Origin of the sequence: Pseudomonas sp. ABFPK (genome assembly GCF_001586765.1) — a bacterium.
Classification (GTDB): Bacteria; Pseudomonadota; Gammaproteobacteria; order Pseudomonadales; family Pseudomonadaceae; genus Aquipseudomonas; species Aquipseudomonas asiatica.
The window spans coordinates 57,796-74,826 of the sequence record NZ_LQXW01000034.1 but is presented as its reverse complement, the minus strand read 5'-3'; the positions used below and the strand labels follow the sequence as shown (position 1 = coordinate 74,826).

The window sequence follows — 17,031 nt, the reverse complement described above, 5'->3', positions numbered from 1 at the left end:
GCTGATCGCCTGCCTTCGATAACAACACACAAAGCAAGGTAACCCCGACATGCGCACGCTCCTTCTCGCCCCCCTGATGCTGGCCGCCAGCGTGGCCGGCGCCGCCGAAACGGTGAAGATCTACAACTGGTCCAGCTACGTTGCCCCCGACACACTGAAGAACTTCCAGCAAGCCAGCGGTATCGTGCCCACCTACGACGTTTACGACAGCAACGAAACCCTCGACGGCAAGCTGATGACCGGCAACTCCGGCTACGACGTGGTGTTTCCGTCCAACCATTTCATGGCCCGGCAAATCCAGGGCAAGGCCCTCAAGCGCCTGGACAAGTCGCAATTGCCCAACTGGCACAACCTCAACCCGGTGCTGCTCAAGGCGCTCGAAGTGAACGACCCGGGTAACCAGTACGGTTTCCCATACCTGTGGGGCAGCACCGGCATCGGCTACAACATCGACAAGGTCAAGGCAGTGCTGGGCGACAATGCCCCGGTGGACTCCTGGGACCTGATCTTCAAGCCCGAGTACATGAGCAAGCTGAAAAGCTGCGGCGTCGCGGTGTTGGACAACGGCCCTGAACTGTTACCGATCGCCCTGCACTACCTGGGCCTGCCGCACCACAGCCAGGACCCGGCGGACTATGACAAGGCCAAGGCGCTGCTGATGCAGGTGCGACCGTATATCAGCTACTTCCACTCCTCGAAGTACACCGGCGACCTGGCCAATGGCGACATCTGCGTGGTGGTGGGCTTCTCGGGGGATGTACTGCAAGCGAAGAACCGCGCCGAGGAGGCGAAGAACGGGGTGAAGGTGGGCTACTCGATCCCCAGGGAAGGCGCGCCGATGTGGTTCGACATGGTTGCCATACCGGCCGATGCACCGGATGAGAAGGCCGGGTATGCCTACATGAACTACCTGCTGCAGCCGGAGGTGATGGCCAACATCAGCAACCATGTGCAGTACGCCAACGGCAACCTCAAGGCGGACGGGCTGGTGGATCCGGCGATGAAGGGTAATACGATGATTTACCCGAGCGAGGAAGTAATGGGCAAGCTGTATGCGCTGGAGGCGATGCCGGCCAAGATCGACCGTATTCGAACGCGGATCTGGACCAGTATCAAGGCCGGGAATTGATTTCGGCCTTAACACGGTCCCTGTGGGAGCGGGTTCACCCGCGAATGCGATGTTGAGTTTACCGACGCATTCGCGGGTAAACCCGCTCCCACAAGGGTCAGGAGCAGGCCCTGAAAATCAGGAGCAAGCTCTCGAAATCAGTGATGCTCGCGGGTAGCGCGGAACTTGATGTCCGGCCACCGTTCTTCCATCAGCGACAGGTTGACCCGGGTCGGCGCCAGGTAGGTCAGGTGCCCGCCACCGTCGATGGCAAGGTTCTCCATGGCCTTGTTCTGGAATTCCTCGAGCTTCTTCTTGTCGTCACAGCCGATCCAGCGGGCCGACCACACGGTGATCGGCTCGTAGGCGCACTCAACCTTGTACTCTTCCTTCAGGCGGCTGGCGACCACGTCGAACTGCAGCACACCGACCGCACCGAGGATGATGTCGTTGCTGCGCTCGGGGAAGAACACCTGGGTAGCACCTTCTTCGGCCAGCTGTTGCAGGCCTTGGCGCAGCTGCTTGGATTTCAGCGGGTCCTTCAGGCGCACGCGGCGGAACAGCTCCGGGGCGAAGTGCGGGATACCGGTGAAGCCCAGTGCCTCGCCTTCGGTGAAGGTGTCGCCGATCTGGATGGTGCCGTGGTTGTGCAGGCCGATGATGTCGCCGGCATAGGCCTCTTCCAGCTGCTCACGCTCGGAGGAGAAGAAGGTCAGCGCATCGCCGATACGCAGGTCCTTGTTGATGCGCACGTGGCGCATCTTCATGCCCTTCTCGTACTTGCCCGAGCAGATACGCATGAAGGCGATGCGGTCGCGGTGTTTCGGGTCCATGTTCGCCTGGATCTTGAACACGAAACCGGTGAACTTCTCTTCCACAGGCTCCACGGTGCGCTCGTGGGCAACACGGCCCAGCGGGCGCGGCGCCCAGTCGACGACGGCGTCAAGCACATGGTCGACACCGAAGTTGCCCAGCGCGGTACCGAAGAACACCGGGGTCAGCTGGCCGTTGATGAACTCTTCCTGGTTGAACTCGTGGCAGGCGCCCTGCACCAGCTCCAGCTGTTCGACGAACGAATCGTACTGGTCGCCCAGGTGGGCACGGGCTTCGTCCGAGTCCAGCTTCTGGATGATCTTGGCTTCGGTGCGCTCGTGGCCGTGGCCCGGAGTGTAGACCACGATGTAGTCACCGGTCAGGTGGTACACGCCCTTGAAGTCGCGGTAGCAACCGATCGGCCAGGTGATCGGCGCGGCCTTGATCTTCAGCACGGCTTCGATCTCGTCCAGCAGCTCGATCGGGTCGCGGATGTCGCGGTCGAGTTTGTTGATGAAGCTGACGATCGGCGTGTCGCGCAGGCGGCACACGTCCATCAGGGCGATGGTACGTGGCTCTACACCTTTACCGCCGTCGAGCACCATCAGCGCCGAGTCCACCGCGGTCAGGGTGCGGTAGGTGTCTTCCGAGAAGTCTTCGTGGCCGGGGGTGTCGAGCAGGTTGATCATGTGCTCGCGGTACGGGAACTGCATCACCGAGGTGGTGATGGAGATGCCGCGCTGCTTCTCCATTTCCATCCAGTCGGAGGTGGCGTGGCGGTCGGACTTGCGCGACTTCACGGTACCGGCGACGGCAATGGCCTTGCCCATCAGCAGCAGCTTCTCGGTGATGGTGGTCTTACCGGCGTCGGGGTGGGAAATGATTGCGAAAGTGCGGCGCTTCGCGACTTCGGCGGCCTGGTTGGTCATGGGAAATCGCCTGACTGGGGGATTAAAAAGGGGCGATATCATACCTGAAGTTGGGCCGGGACCAAAATTTGCTGAACCGGCGGTGCCTGTTCCGGCCTCTTCGCGGGTAAACCCGCCCCCACAGGTATCACACCGCCTTTGAAACCTGTGCAGGACCTGTGGGAGCGGGTTTACCCGCGAAAGCGCCCGCCCAGAGGCCACAAATTCGCCAGGCAATCGCTTTATCACGACAAATGGCCCAAGAGCAGTTATTTCAACGCCTACAGAGCACTAACCCGCTGCTTTTTCTCGTCAATTTTCCAACCAACCAGTGATTAACGCTGGCCAAATGCCGCCCCAGATGGGAACCTTTACGCCCACGGAGACGTCCACTCCCCTGCAACCCGCTTCGGTTGGGGAGTTGTTTTCATCAGCATTTTCGGGCCCGACGGGGTTCGGCTCATGGCCTGATCGCAGCCTTCGGCGTGCGTCACGCTGCTACTCGCGAACACACCACCCGCCGCCAGGACTGGCCGGCAACCAAGAAGTGTGCTCGCCGACTACACAAGGAGTCCGCCTGTGGCTAAACGCTACGGAAAAGGGCTGTTGGGATGGGCCGCCGTGCTCGTCATCCTGGCCCTGCTGGTCCACTGGATCGGCATCGACACGATCGCGCGGTATCGCGACGATCTTGGGTTCTACCTGCAAGCGCACCTGGTACTGGTGCTGGCTTCGATGGCGGCGGCGCTGGCCGTGGGCATCCCCGCCGGCATTGCGTTAAGTCGACCGCACCGGGTCGACAAAGCCGAGCGCTTCATGCAGTTCTTCAACGTTGGTAACACCATCCCTCCCCTGGCCGTTCTGGCCATTGCCCTGAGTATCCTGGGCATCGGCGCCGGGCCCGCGATCTTCGCGCTGTTCCTCGCCTCTCTCCTGCCCATCGTGCGCAATACCTACGAGGGCCTGAAAAACGTCCCCGCCTCGCTCAAGGAAGCCGCCACCGGCATCGGCATGACTCCGCGCCAGCAACTCTGGCAGGTGGAGCTGCCCAACGCCGTGCCGATCATCGTTGGCGGTGTGCGCGTGGCCCTGGCGCTGAACGTCGGCACCGCACCGCTGGCGTTCCTGATTGGCGCCAACAGCCTCGGCAGCCTGATCTTCCCCGGCATCGCCCTGAACAACCAGCCACAACTGCTGCTGGGGGCTGCCTGCACCGCACTGCTGGCGCTGGCGCTGGATGCAGCGGTGAGTTTCTCCAGCAAGCGCTGGCTGGAACGTGGCCTGGCTGGATAACGAGAGGGAACATATGAACAAGAGAATCGCTTTATTGTTGGGCGCGGCCCTGCTGTTTGCAGGATTTGCCCAGGCAGCGGAAAAACCACTTGTCCGTATCGGCGCGCGGGTGTTCACCGAACAGACCGTACTCGCCGAAATCACCGCGCAATACCTGCGCGCCAACGGTTTTGATGTGCGCGTCACCAGCGGCCTTGGCAGCAACATCGCACGCCAGGCCCAGGAAACCGGCCAGCTCGACCTGATGTGGGAATACACCGGCGTGTCACTGGTGTCGTACAACCATATCGACGAGCGCATGCCCAGTGCCGAGGCCACCTACGCCAAGGTCAAGGCACTGGACGCGAAGAAGGACCTGATCTGGCTGACCCCGTCGAAGTTCAGCAACACCTATGCGCTGGGCCTGCCCAAGCAGGTCGCCGAGGCCTATCCGCAGATCAATTCGATCAGCGACCTCAACCAGGTACTGCGTGACGAAAGCCACCGCAACCACCTGGTGGCGCTGGACACCGAGTTCGCCAACCGCCCGGATGGCCTGGTAGGCCTGAAAACGATGTACGACCTGCAAGTGGGCCGCGCCAACATCCGCCAGATGGATGCCGGCCTGGTCTACACCGCCATGCACAACAACCAGGTGTTCGCCGGCCTTGTGTACACCACCGATGGTCGCCTGAACGCGTTCAACCTCAAGCTGCTGGAAGACGACAAACACTACTTCCCCGACTACACCGCCGCCCCGGTGGTGCGCAAACAGGTGCTCGACGCCAACCCGCAACTGGCCGGCCTGCTCAAGCCTCTGGCCGAGCAACTGGATGACGAAACCATGCGCCAGCTCAATGCCAAGGTCGACGTCGAACACCAGAACCCGACCACGGTGGCCGCCACCTTCCTGCGTGACCACCCAATGCCTGGCGAGGTACAACCATGAGCCTGCTCGACACGTTCGCCCACCTCGACTGGGCCCAGGTACTGCAGCTGACCTGGCAACACATCATGCTGGTCGGCGTCGCCGTGGGCCTGGCGATCATCGTCGGCGTACCGCTGGGCATCCTGATGACCCGCTTCCCGGCCGTCGCCGGCCCTTTGCAGGCCAGTGCCACAGTGTTGCTGACCATCCCCTCGATCGCCCTGTTCGGCCTGCTGCTGCCGTTCTACTCCAAGTTCGGCCAGGGCCTGGGGCCGCTGCCGGCGATCACTGCGGTGTTCCTCTACTCACTGCTGCCGATCATGCGCAACACCTACCTGGCTTTGACCAACGTCGAGCCCGGCATCCGTGAAGCCGCACGCGGCATCGGCATGACCTTCGGCCAGCGCCTGCGCATGGTCGAACTGCCCATCGCCGTGCCGGTGATCCTCGCCGGCGTGCGCACCGCCGTGGTGATGAACATCGGCGTGATGACCATCGCCGCCACCATCGGCGCCGGTGGCCTTGGCGTACTCATCCTCACCTCCATCAGCCGCAGCGACATGTCGATGCTGCTGGTCGGCGCCGTGCTGGTCAGCCTGCTGGCGATCATCGCCGACCTGCTCCTGCAAACCCTGCAACGTGCCCTGACTCCAGAAGGACTGCGCTCATGATCGAACTGAAGAACCTCAGCAAAACCTTCAACGTCAACGGCAAGGACGTCAAAGCCGTCGACTCGGTAAGCCTCACCGTCAACGAAGGGGAAATCTGCGTGTTCCTCGGCCCCTCGGGCTGCGGCAAGAGCACTACCCTGAAAATGATCAACCGCCTGATCACGCCCACTTCCGGCCAGGTGTTCATCAATGGCGAAGACACCACCGGGCTGGACGAGGTCACCCTGCGCCGGCACATCGGCTATGTCATCCAGCAGATCGGCCTGTTCCCCAACATGACCATCGAGGAGAACATCACCGTGGTGCCGCGCCTGCTCGGCTGGGGCAAACAGAAGTGCCATGAACGCGCCCGCGAGCTGATGCACATGATCAAGCTGGAGCCCAAGCAGTACCTGCAGCGCTACCCGCGCGAGCTGTCCGGCGGGCAGCAGCAGCGTATCGGCGTGATCCGTGCCTTGGCGGCGGAAGCGCCGGTGCTGCTGATGGACGAGCCGTTCGGCGCGGTCGACCCGATCAACCGCGAGATGATCCAGAACGAGTTCTTCGAGATGCAGCGGGCGTTGAACAAGACCGTGATCATGGTCAGCCACGACATCGACGAAGCGATCAAGCTGGGCGACAAGATCGCCATCTTCCGCGCCGGCAAGCTGTTGCAGCTGGACCACCCGGACACCCTGCTGGCGCACCCGGCGGATGATTTCGTCAGCAACTTCGTCGGCCAGGACAGCACCCTCAAGCGCCTGCTGCTGGTGCGTGCGGAGGATGCGGCAGACAACGCGCCATCGGTGAGCCCGCAGACGCCGGTGAGCGATGCGCTGGAGCTGCTGGACGAGCACGACCGCCGCTACGTGGTGGTGACCGATGCGCAGAACAAGGCGCTGGGCTACGTGCGCCGGCGTGACATGCATCGCCAGCAAGGGACTTGTGGCGACTTTCTGCGGCCGTTCAATGCCACGGCGTCGCATGATGAGCATTTGCGCATCCTGCTGTCGCGGATGTACGAGTTCAACCGGGCGTGGCTGCCGGTGCTGGATGCCGAACAGGTGTTCTTGGGCGAGGTGACGCAGGAGTCGATTGCGGCGTACCTGAGTTCGGGGCGCTCGCGGGGGGCCAAGACCAGCATTGTCTCGCCGGCCGAGGCGGTGGTTTCGTAATCGCCGGGGGCGCACTGCGTCCCCGGCAATCTCGGCTCAGAACCCAAGTAATGGATTGCCTGTGCCGGCCTCTTCGCGGGTAAACCCGCTCCCACAGGGTCGGTGCAAGGCTAAAGACCTGCGCGGTACCTGTGGGAGCGGGTTCACCCGCGAAGCAGGCGACGCGATGTCAGAACCCTACACTGGCCTGCACATAGAAGGTCCGCGGCTCACCCACATAGATGCCGGCATTGTTGTCGCTGGAGCGGGTGAAGTACTGCTTGTCGAACAGGTTCTTCACCCCCGCCGCCAGCTTCAGGTTGGACATCTGGGGCCCGAACTCATACCCGCCACGGGCATGCCAGGTCACATAACCCGGAATATCGCCAAACTGCCCGTCCGCACTCGGCTCGGTGATGTAGTCGCCGTTGAAGCTGCCATCGGCATTGATCCCGGTACCCGGCGCGCGCTGCTTGGATTGGGCGTAGGCATCCAGGTTCCAGGTCCAGTGATTGACCGCGTAACGCACGCCGGCAGTGGCCACCTGGCGTGAATAGAACGGCAGGTCACGGCCCTCGAAGCCAGGAATGTCCCCTTCATAAGTAGCGCGGGTATAGGTATAGCCACCGTTCACCGACAGCCCTTCCAGGCGCGGGTCCAGCCCGTCCAGGTCATAGCGCACCGAGGCCTCGATACCCTGGTGCTTGGTCGCACCGAGGTTGGTCCAGCCCACATCGTTGCTGATGTACTGCAGTTCGTCATCGAAGTCGATGTAGAAAGCCGTCAGCTCACCAGCAAAGCCGCCATTGTCATAGCGGGTACCGATTTCGTAGGTCTTGGCCTTTTCCGGCTCCAGGCCATTGGCCGTACTGTTGCCCGTACCACCCTGGCCCAGCTGGAAGTACTGCAGGCTGCCGAACGAGGTCTCGTAGTTGGCGAACACCTTCCACGCATCGGAGATGTGGTACATCACGCTCAGCGCCGGCAGCGGCTCGTTGCTGGTGATGCTGCGTTTCTTCTCCGGCACCGGCTGGCCGTTGGCACCGAGCACCGGGCGGTCGCGCCAGTCGGTGTTGATATGCTCGAAGCGGATACCTGGGGTGATGGTCCAGTTACCCACGTCGATCTTGTCGTCGATGTAGTAGGCACTGGCCTCGGTACCACCGCTGCGGTCCTGGAACACATGGCCGTCGGAGCCCGGGGCGGGCGTCGGCACGTTGTCGATCAGCGCCAGGCGGGTCGACTGCTCACGCATCGCTTCCTTCAGGTAGCGGTAGCCCACGCTGACTTCCTGGGTGGTCGGGCCGGCGAAGAAGATCCGCGACAGCCGTGGTTCGATGGCAAAGGTATGGTAGTTGCGCGGGTACGACGACAGGGTCTTCATGTCGCGCGAGGCAATGGAGCTGCCGCGGAAGCTGTCGGTGTAGTAGGTCAGCACTTCGAACTGGGTGGCGTCGTCGAGCTGCCGCTGCCACTTGAACGACACGTCCTTGCGCCGGCCGGCGAAGTAGTCGTAGTCGCGCAGCGACTGGTACGGGTTGCTGTCGTACTGCGCCTGGGTCAGGCCACCAGGCATGTCGGCACGGCCGTCGTAGTAGTGGAAGTTGAGCCAGAACTCGTCAACGTCGGTCGGTGCCCAGTGGGTCTTGAGGATGACGTCGTCGATGTCGTTGCCATTGTTGCTTTCACGGTAGCCGTTGCCATTCACCCCGGTGTACAGCAGCGCCACGCCCATGCCGTTGTCCGCCGTACCGCCGACGAAGGCCGACTCGGTGTGCTTCCAGCCGCCATGCTGGGAGGTTTCCAGGGTGGTGGACAGCTCGGCCGAGGGCTTCTCTGGGATTGCCCGGGTAACGAAGTTGATCACCCCACCGACGTTCTGCGGGCCATAACGCACGGAACCGGCGCCACGCACCACGTCGATGCTGTCGAGGTTGCCCGAGGAAATCGGCGCCATCGACAGCTGCGGCTGGCCATAGGGCGCGAAAGCGGCCGGAATGCCGTCGATCAGCACCGTGGAGCGTGGCGACAGGCGCGAAGTCAGGCCGCGAACACCCACGTTCAGCGACAGGTCGCTGCCGCCGGTACCGTTGGAGTCCTGCACCTGAACGCCGGGGATGCCGCGCAGCACGTCACGCACGTTCATTGCGCCCTTTTCCACCATCGCCTCGCGGCGCACCACGGTGCGCGCGCCGGGGTGGTTCTGCACCACGCTCTGCTGGGCATCGCCCAGCCAGTCACCCACCACCTTGACGTCGGTGGGTGCCAGCTCCAGGCTACCGGTGGTGAGGGTGCCATCGGCCTGGGCCGGCTTGACCACCACGGTGCCCTGGGACATCTCGTAGGTCAGGCCGCTGCCTTGCAACAACTGCTGCAGCGCCTGCTCGGGCGCCAGCTGGCCGGACACCGCCGGGGCCTGCTTGCCAGCCACCAGCTCGGGGCTGAAGAACAACTGCAGGTTGGTCTGCTGGCCCAGCTGGTTCAGCGCCGAAGCCAAGGGTTGGGCCTGGATCTGGATGGTGCTGCCGGACTCTGCGGCCTGGCTGTTGACCGCCACGGCACTGACCGCCAGGGCCAGCGCCAGGGCGCGGAAGCGTGGGAAGGGCTTGTTGTTGTTCACGTCGTCGAAACTTCCTGGAATACGGAATAAACGCCAACCGCATGCAAATGGAAATGCTTGGCAGTTGCAGCTGGCGGGGAAGACGAACGAGCGGAAAAAAACCTGAATCTATTTCGCGATTATTTCGCGCGAGCCATCTTCATGGGCCTTGATGGCCACCGGCAGGATGCTCGGCAAGGCACGCAGCAGCGCGTCGGTGTCGTCGGTGCTGAAGGTGCTGGACAGCCGCAGCTGGGCGACTTTACCGGGGGCGACCCGCAGCGGCTGGCTGCGGTAACGCGAGGCCTCGGCCACCACCTCGGCCAGGGTGGCGTTGTCGAACACCAGCCTGCCTTGGCGCCAGGCAGTCAGGGCGCCGGTATTCACCGCATAGGGCGCCGCCACCTGGCCTTGTGCATCTATATGCGAGCCCTGGCCCGCCGTGAGCTGCGCCAGCGAGGCGCCCTTGCCCTGCACACGCACCGAGCCCTGCTCCACCGCCACGCGGGTGCTGGCCGGGTCCAGGCGGACGTCGAAACGGGTACCGGTGACGGTCACGCTGCCCTGGGCGGTGTCGACCACGAACGGCCTGCCACTGTCGTGGGCGACGGTGAACATCACCTCACCCGCCATCAGCCGGACATGCCGCTGGCCGGCGCTGAAAGCGACCTGCACTTGCGTGCTGCCGTTGAGTTCAAGGTGCGAACCATCCGGCAGTTCGACCTGGCGGCGTTCGTTGAAGGCGGTCTGCAAGCTGCCCTGGTGATTCAGTTGCTGGTAGTGCCAGCCGCCCCAGCCCAGGCCCAACGCCAGTGCGGCCACGCTGGCGGCCAAGGCCTGGCGCACGAAGCGCCGACGTGGCAACTGGCGTACCGGTGCCGGCTGGCACAGCGCTTCCAGGCGCTGGCGCGGGATGAAGTCGGTGGCCTGCCACAGGCGGGCGAGCTGCTGGTACTCATCACGGTGCCGTGCATCGCCTTCCAGCCAGGCGTGCAGCTGCGCCTGCAGCCCGGCATCGCGAGGCGCATCCTGCACCCGGGCGAACCACGCGGCCGCCTGCTCGCGGACGGTATCGGTACCGTGCTGTTTCATCGAAAAGGTCTCCTGACTCATCATGCCGACACATCCAGGTGCTCGCGCAGATGCCGGAGCGTGCGGATCATATACTTTTCGACCATGTTCTTGCTCAACCCCATGCGCTCGGCGATCTCGGCCTGGGTCAGGCCTTCGAGCTTCTGCCAGATGAACACCTGTCGGCAATTGAGCGGCAGTTCGGCCAACGCCCGCTCGACACTGTCGGCCAGCTCCAGCGCATGCACGTAGGCCTCGGGGTCGCCACCGCCGCCCATGCTTTCGTCGAAGGCTTCCAGCTCCAGTGCCTGGCGGCGGTCCTCGCGACGGAAACCATCCACGGCAATATTGCGCGCGGTCTGGTGCAGGTAGGCGCGTGGCTGCTCGACCTGCTCGCGCGGGTTTTCCAGTACCCGGACAAAGGCATCGTGGGTGAGGTCCTCGGCCTGCTGTCGACTGCGCAACTTGCGCGTCCAGGTGCCGATCAGCTCATGGTAGTGGTCGAGGAAGCCTTTGGGTCCGGACACGGTCGGGGTCATCAGGGAGGCAGACAAGGGTGCGAATAGTAATGTTTCTCATCAAGGACGGCAATTCCGCCAGTCGGTAACAAAAAATTTATCGTCTTTTTCATGCACGGCAGTGCCAGGGAAATGTGGCCATAAATATGAACACCTGAGGCCCCTTCGCGGGCACGCCCGCTCCCACAGAAACCGCGAGATGCCTGTGGGAACGGGCGTACCCGCGAAGGAGCCAACGCGTTCCATTCCACTATTTTTTACGCTTGAAACACTCCGGGGAACATCAGCCGGTCACATGGGTCGGTTATTCAAATGGCAGGTCGTCGATCCGCGTCGATCACGCCCGGATTGCCTGTTGATTCTGCATTCTTCACGCCCTAAAGTGCGCGCCGAACGTCCATGCTGGAAACGATCCATCCGGCTCAAGTACTGAGTAGGCGAACCAAAGTGGGGATACGGAGGACGTTCAGTTTGCAGCCACTTAAATTTTCAGTTTGCCCATGGAGTCCCTGAGCATGTCGATCCAGGTCGAAGACTATTTCGCGCGTGACACCTTCCAGAAAATGAAGGCGTTTGCCGACAAGCAGGAAACCCCGTTCGTACTCATCGATACCCAGATGATCAGCCAGGCCTACGACGACCTGCGCGCTGGTTTCGAATTCGCCAAGGTGTACTACGCGGTCAAGGCCAACCCGGCCGTGGAAATCATCGACCTGCTCAAAGAGAAAGGCTCGAGCTTCGACATCGCCTCGATCTACGAGCTGGACAAGGTGCTGGGTCGCGGCGTCAGCGCCGACCGTATCAGCTACGGCAACACCATCAAGAAGTCCAAGGACATCCGCTACTTCTACGAGAAGGGCGTGCGCCTGTATGCCACCGACTCGGAAGCCGACCTGCGCAACATCGCCAAGGCCGCACCGGGTTCGAAGGTGTACGTGCGTATCCTCACCGAAGGCTCGACCACTGCCGACTGGCCGCTGTCGCGTAAATTCGGCTGCCAGACCGACATGGCCATGGACCTGCTGATTCTCGCCCGCGACCTGGGCCTGGTGCCTTATGGCATTTCCTTCCATGTCGGCTCGCAACAGCGCGACATCAGCGTGTGGGACGCCGCCATCGCCAAGGTCAAGGTGATCTTCGAGCGCCTGAAGGAAGAAGACGGCATCGAGCTGAAGCTGATCAACATGGGTGGCGGCTTCCCGGCCAACTACATCACCCGGACCAACAGCCTGGAAACCTACGCCGAAGAGATCATCCGCTTCCTGAAGGAAGACTTCGGTGACGACCTGCCGGAAATCATCCTCGAGCCGGGCCGTTCGCTGATTGCCAACGCCGGTATCCTGGTCAGCGAAGTGGTACTGGTTGCACGCAAGTCGCGTACTGCCGTCGAGCGCTGGATCTACACCGACGTGGGCAAGTTCTCCGGCCTGATCGAAACCATGGACGAGTCCATCAAGTTCCCGATCTGGACCGAGAAGAAAGGCGAGACCGAAGAAGTGGTCATCGCCGGCCCGACCTGCGACAGCGCCGACATCATGTACGAGCACTACAAGTACGGCTTGCCGCTGAACCTGGCCATCGGTGACCGCCTGTACTGGCTGTCGACCGGTGCCTACACCACCAGCTACAGCGCAGTGGAATTCAATGGCTTCCCGCCGCTGAAGGCTTACTACCTGTAACGCAAAACGGGGCCGAAAGGCCCCGTTTTCATTTGTGCTTTCCGCCCTCAGGCCTGTGCAACTACCTGTAGGAGCAGCCTTGTGCTGCGAAGAGGCCATAACTGCCAAAGGCCCTCTTTTGTCATGCCGGCCTCTTCGCAGCACAAGGCTGCTCCTACAGGCCTTGAGGGAGCCTCAAGCTTCGCGCCGTTCGATCTCCTCGGCATACCGCGCCGCAAAGGCCATCAACACCGGCCCCGCCCCCTGCAAGGTCACCAGCGCGCTGCGCAGGAAATTCATGTTCCCCTCGACCCGCGCCCGCTCCAGCCAGGGCCCGGCTTCCGCCACCTGCCCCCGCTCGACAAGCACCAGCGCCAGGCTGAACATGCCACGAAAGTCCCCCGCCTCGGCCGAGCGCCGATACCAGCGCACCGCCCGTGTCGGATTGGGCGCCGTGGCGATGCCTTGTTCCAGGTAACGCCCGTACAGGTTCATCGACTTGGCATGCCCCATGTGCGCGGCCTTCTCGTAGCACATCAGCGCCTGTGCCTGGTTGGCCGGTATGCCGCGCCCGGTGGCCAGCAAGTTGCCCAGGTTGTACAGCCCCCAGTCCAGCCCGGCATCGGCCGCACGCGCATAGTGAATGGCCGCCTGCGTCTGGCTTGGCTCACCGCCCCAGCCATGCTCCAGGCAACGGCCCAGCATGTTGTGCGCCATGGCACTGCCACCCTGCGCGGCGATGCCGAACCAGCGCCTGGCGACGGCGGCATCCGCCTGAATGCCGCGCCCGTCGAGCAGGATCTGCCCTAGCAGCAACTGTGCCTCGACCGCGCCCTGCCCTGCCGCCGCCAGGATCGCCTGGGCGGCCTTGCCAGGGCTTTCTTCCAGCATGGCCCGCAAACCGGCCACATCCACCACTTCCTCACGCCGCAACTGATAGGACACGGCTCAGACCTCGGCCCAGCGACGCAGCAGATTGTGGTAGGTGCCGGTCAACTGCAGCAGTGACGGATGGTCCGGCACATCGGCAGTCAGTTGCTGGATGGCATTGTCCATCTCGAAGAGCAACGCCCGCTGGCTGTCCTCGCGTACCAGGCTCTGGGTCCAGAAGAACGCGGCGTAACGCTGGCCACGGGTCACCGGGTTGACCTTGTGCAGGCTGGTGCCGGGGTACAGCACCAGGTCACCGGCAGCCAGCTTGACCTGCTGCTCGCCGTAGGTGTCCTGAATCACCAGCTCGCCGCCGTCGTAGCTGTCCGGATCGCTGAGGAACAGTGTGGAAGACAGGTCGGTACGCACCCGCTCCGGGCTGCCCTTGGGCTGGCGCAGGGCGTTGTCGATGTGGAAGCCGAAACTGCCGCCTTCGCGGTAGCAGTTGATCAGCGGCGGGAACACCTTGTGCGGCAAGGCTGCAGACATGAAGCGCGGGTTCTGCCACAGGCGGTCGATCAGCGCGCTGCCGATTTCCTTGGCCAGCGGGTGGCCTTCCGGCAGTTGCAGGTTGTGCTTGGCCTTGGCCGACTGGTAGCCGGCCGTGATCTTGCCGTCGGCCCAGTCGGCCTGCTCCAGCGCCTCGCGGATACGGGCCAGTTCATCGGCGTGAAACAGGCCGGGGATGTGAAGCAGCATGGCGACAGCACCGTCGGAAAATGTAAGGCGACAATGATATTGATTCCCTTTTGCGCTTCACAAGCCCCAATTGCCGCTTAAGACGTTTCAGCTTGATGAAACCGTAAAGGCAAATTGTAAAGATTGTAAATTCTTCACGAATGGTAACGACTCTCAATTGTGAGTCACAATTGCTTACATTAAGATCCGCGGCCTTACCACCTTGGGGAAGGTCCTTAGCAATGCGCCAGTACGTACCATCTGCAGTGAGTTCACCACGCCTGATCGTGTCTGCCATCGGCGTAGCCCTCAGCGCTTCGTCGGTCTACGCCGCCGACCCGGTCGCCAGTAGTGCTATCACCCTCGACGCCACCAGCGTCAACGGCAAGGCTGAACAGGCCAGCACCGATTACAAGGTCGACCAGGCATCCTCGCAGAAGTACACCGCGCCGCTGGTGGATACCCCGCGCTCGATAACCGTGATCCCGCAGCAAGTGATCAAGGACACCAACGCCCTGACCCTGCAGGATGCACTGCGCACTGTGCCGGGCATCACCTTTGGTGCCGGCGAAGGCGGCAACCCGCAAGGCGACCGCCCGTTCATCCGCGGCTTCGACGCCCAAGGTGACACCTACCTGGACGGCGTGCGTGACACTGGCGCTCAAACCCGCGAAATCTTTGCCATCGAATCGGTGGAAGTGGCCAAGGGCCCGAACTCGGCCATCGGCGGCCGTGGTGCCGCCGGCGGCACCATCAACCTGGTGAGCAAACGTGCACACATGGGCAACTCGCTCGACGGCGCCTGGACCTGGGGCAGCGACCAGACCCAGCGCTACACCTTCGATGGTAACTACCAGTTCAGCGATACCGCTGCCGGCCGCTTGAACCTGATGACCCACGAAAGCAACGTCGCCGGCCGCGACAAGGTCAACTACGACCGTTGGGGTATCGCCCCATCGCTGGCCTTCGGCCTGGGTACTCCGACCCGCGTGAACCTCGACTACTACCATCTGGAAAGCGACGACCTGCCGGATTCGGGCATTCCGTACACCATCCCGACCGGCGGCAACACCGCACGCACCTCGGCGCACCCGAGCAAGCCGACTGACGGCGGCGACAGCGACAACTTCTATGGCCTGACCGGCCGCGATTTCCGCAAGACCCGCGTTGACATCGCAACCATTGGCATCGAGCACGACCTCACGGACTCGCTGACCATCAAAAACACCCTGCGTCACGGCAACAGCATGCAGGACTATATCCTGACCCAGCCTGACGACAGTGTTGGCAACGTCAACAACAACGGGGTCTGGCGTCGCGCCAACACCCGTGTTGGCAACACCGCCACCACAACCAACCAGACCGACCTGTTCGGTGAGTTCTTCGTCGGCGGCTTCAAGAACAATTTCTCCACCGGTATCGAGTTCACCAAGGAAGAGTCCGACCGCCAGAGTTACACAGTCACGCCAAACAGCAAACTCAGCTGCACTGGGCCTGGCAACGGCGGTAGCTGCACCTCGCTGAGCGACCCGAACCCGGATGACGCTTGGGACGGCACGGTCTCGCGCAACTACGCCGGTACCAAAACCAGCGGCAAGACACGTGCGATCTATGCTTTCGATACACTGGAGCTCACGCCCCAGTGGCTGCTGAACATGGGCCTGCGTTACGACCATTTCGATACCAAGTTCCGTACCTACGACGCCAGCGGCGCAACCGTCGTGAACAAGAACGGCGTACCTACCAAAGGTCGCGACAAGAGTGAATTCTTCACAGGCCAGTTGGGTCTGGTCTGGAAGCCTGCCGAGAACGGCAGCATCTATGTTTCCTACGCCACGTCCGCGACCCCGCCAGGCGCCATGCTCGGTGAAGGTACCGAAACCAACACTCTGCCAGGCACCACTGACCGCAGCGGCAATATCTTGGGCAGTGACCTGGAGCCGGAAGAAACCACCAACTACGAAGTAGGTACCAAGTGGGACTTGCTGGACGAACGCCTGTCGCTGGCAGCAGCGATCTTCCGCACAGAGAAGGAAAACGCCCGCGTTCAGGTGGACACCACCACCTACGAGAACGTCGGCGAAACTCGTGTACAGGGCATCGAGCTGTCGGCCAGCGGCAAACTCACCGACAAGTGGCAGGTATTCGCTGGCTACACCTACCTCCAGGCGCGTCAGATCGACGGAGGCCCGCTGAACAAGGCTAACGACGGCAACCAGCTGCCAAACACGCCGAACAACAGCGCCAGCCTGTGGACCACCTACTCCATTACGCCGAAGCTGACCATCGGTGGCGGTGCGTTCTACGTCGATGACGTGTATGGCAACGTAGCCAATACCACAATGGTGGACAGCTACGTGCGCTACGACGCCATGGCCGCCTACAAGCTGACCAAGAACATCGACCTGCAACTGAACGTGCAGAACCTGACCAACGAGGTGTACTACGACAAGGCCTTCTCTACCCACTTCGCCAACCAGGCGGCGGGGCGGACGGCTCTGTTGACCACCAGCGTCCACTTCTGATGCCGGGATCGGGTTGATCTGTTGAATGGGCTGCGCCTGTGCCGGCCCTTTCGCGGGTGAACCCGCTCCCACAGAAATATCACTGGACCTGAGGTCAGTGCAGTACCTGTGGGAGCGGGTTCACCCGCGAAGAGGCCGGTACAGACAACACAAGCCTGACTGACTAGCCCACCCTGCCCCGTTCATTCCCGTGAGCGGGGCTTTTGCGTATCAAGGCAT

General features: G+C 62.5%; 13 protein-coding genes. 7 read left to right on the top strand and 6 right to left on the bottom strand.

What is annotated here, in order from left to right; all coding sequences use genetic code 11:
• Positions 1-49: 49 nt before the first annotated feature.
• Positions 50-1,129 (top strand): polyamine ABC transporter substrate-binding protein, encoded by a 1,080-nt coding sequence (locus WM94_RS19550; protein ID WP_061551935.1) that lies wholly within the window; start codon positions 50-52, stop codon positions 1,127-1,129.
• 137 nt (positions 1,130-1,266) lie between these two features.
• Here WM94_RS19550 and WM94_RS19545 read toward each other — a convergent pair whose 3' ends face one another.
• Entirely contained in the window at positions 1,267-2,850 is a 1,584-nt protein-coding gene (locus WM94_RS19545; RefSeq protein ID WP_003257876.1) for a peptide chain release factor 3, read from the bottom strand.
• A gap of 558 nt (positions 2,851-3,408) precedes the next feature.
• Here WM94_RS19545 and WM94_RS19540 point away from each other — a divergent pair.
• The 4 genes from WM94_RS19540 to WM94_RS19525 are packed head-to-tail and all read left to right on the top strand — an operon-like array spanning position 3,409 to position 6,854.
• The gene (locus tag WM94_RS19540) at positions 3,409-4,122 is read left to right on the top strand and encodes an ABC transporter permease (protein WP_023660682.1); all 714 of its coding nucleotides are present in this window, start codon (positions 3,409-3,411) and stop codon (positions 4,120-4,122) included.
• A gap of 13 nt (positions 4,123-4,135) precedes the next feature.
• Entirely contained in the window at positions 4,136-5,050 is a 915-nt protein-coding gene (locus WM94_RS19535) for a glycine betaine ABC transporter substrate-binding protein (RefSeq protein WP_061551934.1), read from the top strand.
• On the top strand, positions 5,047-5,700 hold the full coding sequence (locus WM94_RS19530) for an ABC transporter permease (protein WP_003257874.1): 654 nt from the start codon (positions 5,047-5,049) through the stop codon (positions 5,698-5,700). The genes WM94_RS19535 and WM94_RS19530 overlap by 4 nt, the downstream gene beginning before the upstream one ends.
• A complete protein-coding gene (locus tag WM94_RS19525; protein WP_024086314.1) occupies positions 5,697-6,854 on the top strand; it encodes a betaine/proline/choline family ABC transporter ATP-binding protein in 1,158 nt (385 codons plus the stop codon). The genes WM94_RS19530 and WM94_RS19525 overlap by 4 nt, the downstream gene beginning before the upstream one ends.
• A gap of 169 nt (positions 6,855-7,023) precedes the next feature.
• Here the strand turns inward: WM94_RS19525 and WM94_RS19520 are convergent, their stop codons facing one another.
• The 3 genes from WM94_RS19520 to WM94_RS19510 all read right to left on the bottom strand — a co-directional run bounded on the left by WM94_RS19520 (position 7,024) and on the right by WM94_RS19510 (position 11,042).
• Positions 7,024-9,453, bottom strand: a complete 2,430-nt coding sequence (locus tag WM94_RS19520) for a TonB-dependent receptor (protein WP_061551933.1) — start codon at positions 9,451-9,453, stop codon at positions 7,024-7,026.
• 108 nt (positions 9,454-9,561) lie between these two features.
• Positions 9,562-10,524: a FecR family protein gene (locus WM94_RS19515; protein WP_061551932.1), complete on the bottom strand. Its 963-nt coding sequence runs from the start codon at positions 10,522-10,524 to the stop codon at positions 9,562-9,564.
• A gap of 20 nt (positions 10,525-10,544) precedes the next feature.
• Positions 10,545-11,042, bottom strand: a complete 498-nt coding sequence (locus tag WM94_RS19510) for a sigma-70 family RNA polymerase sigma factor (RefSeq protein WP_061551931.1) — start codon at positions 11,040-11,042, stop codon at positions 10,545-10,547.
• Positions 11,043-11,536: 494 nt separating this feature from the next.
• Here WM94_RS19510 and WM94_RS19505 point away from each other — a divergent pair, with 494 nt between their 5' ends.
• The gene (locus tag WM94_RS19505; RefSeq protein ID WP_015269027.1) at positions 11,537-12,700 is read left to right on the top strand and encodes a type III PLP-dependent enzyme; all 1,164 of its coding nucleotides are present in this window, start codon (positions 11,537-11,539) and stop codon (positions 12,698-12,700) included.
• A 174-nt stretch (positions 12,701-12,874) separates the two neighbouring features.
• On the opposite strand, the gene WM94_RS19500 is transcribed toward WM94_RS19505, so the two are convergent.
• Positions 12,875-13,624: a tetratricopeptide repeat protein gene (locus tag WM94_RS19500; RefSeq protein ID WP_061551930.1), complete on the bottom strand. Its 750-nt coding sequence runs from the start codon at positions 13,622-13,624 to the stop codon at positions 12,875-12,877.
• 3 nt (positions 13,625-13,627) lie between these two features.
• Complete coding sequence (locus tag WM94_RS19495; RefSeq protein WP_039613847.1) at positions 13,628-14,308, bottom strand: Fe2+-dependent dioxygenase; 681 nt, start codon at positions 14,306-14,308, stop codon at positions 13,628-13,630.
• Between the two features lie 221 nt (positions 14,309-14,529).
• Between WM94_RS19495 and WM94_RS19490 the strand changes: the two genes are divergently transcribed.
• Positions 14,530-16,812 (top strand): TonB-dependent siderophore receptor, encoded by a 2,283-nt coding sequence (locus tag WM94_RS19490; RefSeq protein WP_061551929.1) that lies wholly within the window; start codon positions 14,530-14,532, stop codon positions 16,810-16,812.
• The last annotated feature ends 219 nt before the right edge of the window (positions 16,813-17,031 follow it).

Bases quoted from the DNA above. Each gene is read 5' to 3' on its own strand.
- WM94_RS19535 (WP_061551934.1), top strand. From the start codon at position 4,136: ATGAACAAGAGAATCGCTTTATTGTTGGGCGCGGCCCTGCTGTTTGCA.
- WM94_RS19495 (WP_039613847.1), bottom strand. From the start codon at position 14,308: ATGCTGCTTCACATCCCCGGCCTGTTTCACGCCGATGAACTGGCCCGT.
- WM94_RS19505 (WP_015269027.1), top strand. From the start codon at position 11,537: ATGTCGATCCAGGTCGAAGACTATTTCGCGCGTGACACCTTCCAGAAA.
- WM94_RS19525 (WP_024086314.1), top strand. From the start codon at position 5,697: ATGATCGAACTGAAGAACCTCAGCAAAACCTTCAACGTCAACGGCAAG.
- WM94_RS19490 (WP_061551929.1), top strand. From the start codon at position 14,530: ATGCGCCAGTACGTACCATCTGCAGTGAGTTCACCACGCCTGATCGTG.
- WM94_RS19550 (WP_061551935.1), top strand. From the start codon at position 50: ATGCGCACGCTCCTTCTCGCCCCCCTGATGCTGGCCGCCAGCGTGGCC.
- WM94_RS19515 (WP_061551932.1), bottom strand. From the start codon at position 10,524: ATGAAACAGCACGGTACCGATACCGTCCGCGAGCAGGCGGCCGCGTGG.
- WM94_RS19510 (WP_061551931.1), bottom strand. From the start codon at position 11,042: ATGACCCCGACCGTGTCCGGACCCAAAGGCTTCCTCGACCACTACCAT.
- WM94_RS19545 (WP_003257876.1), bottom strand. From the start codon at position 2,850: ATGACCAACCAGGCCGCCGAAGTCGCGAAGCGCCGCACTTTCGCAATC.
- WM94_RS19530 (WP_003257874.1), top strand. From the start codon at position 5,047: ATGAGCCTGCTCGACACGTTCGCCCACCTCGACTGGGCCCAGGTACTG.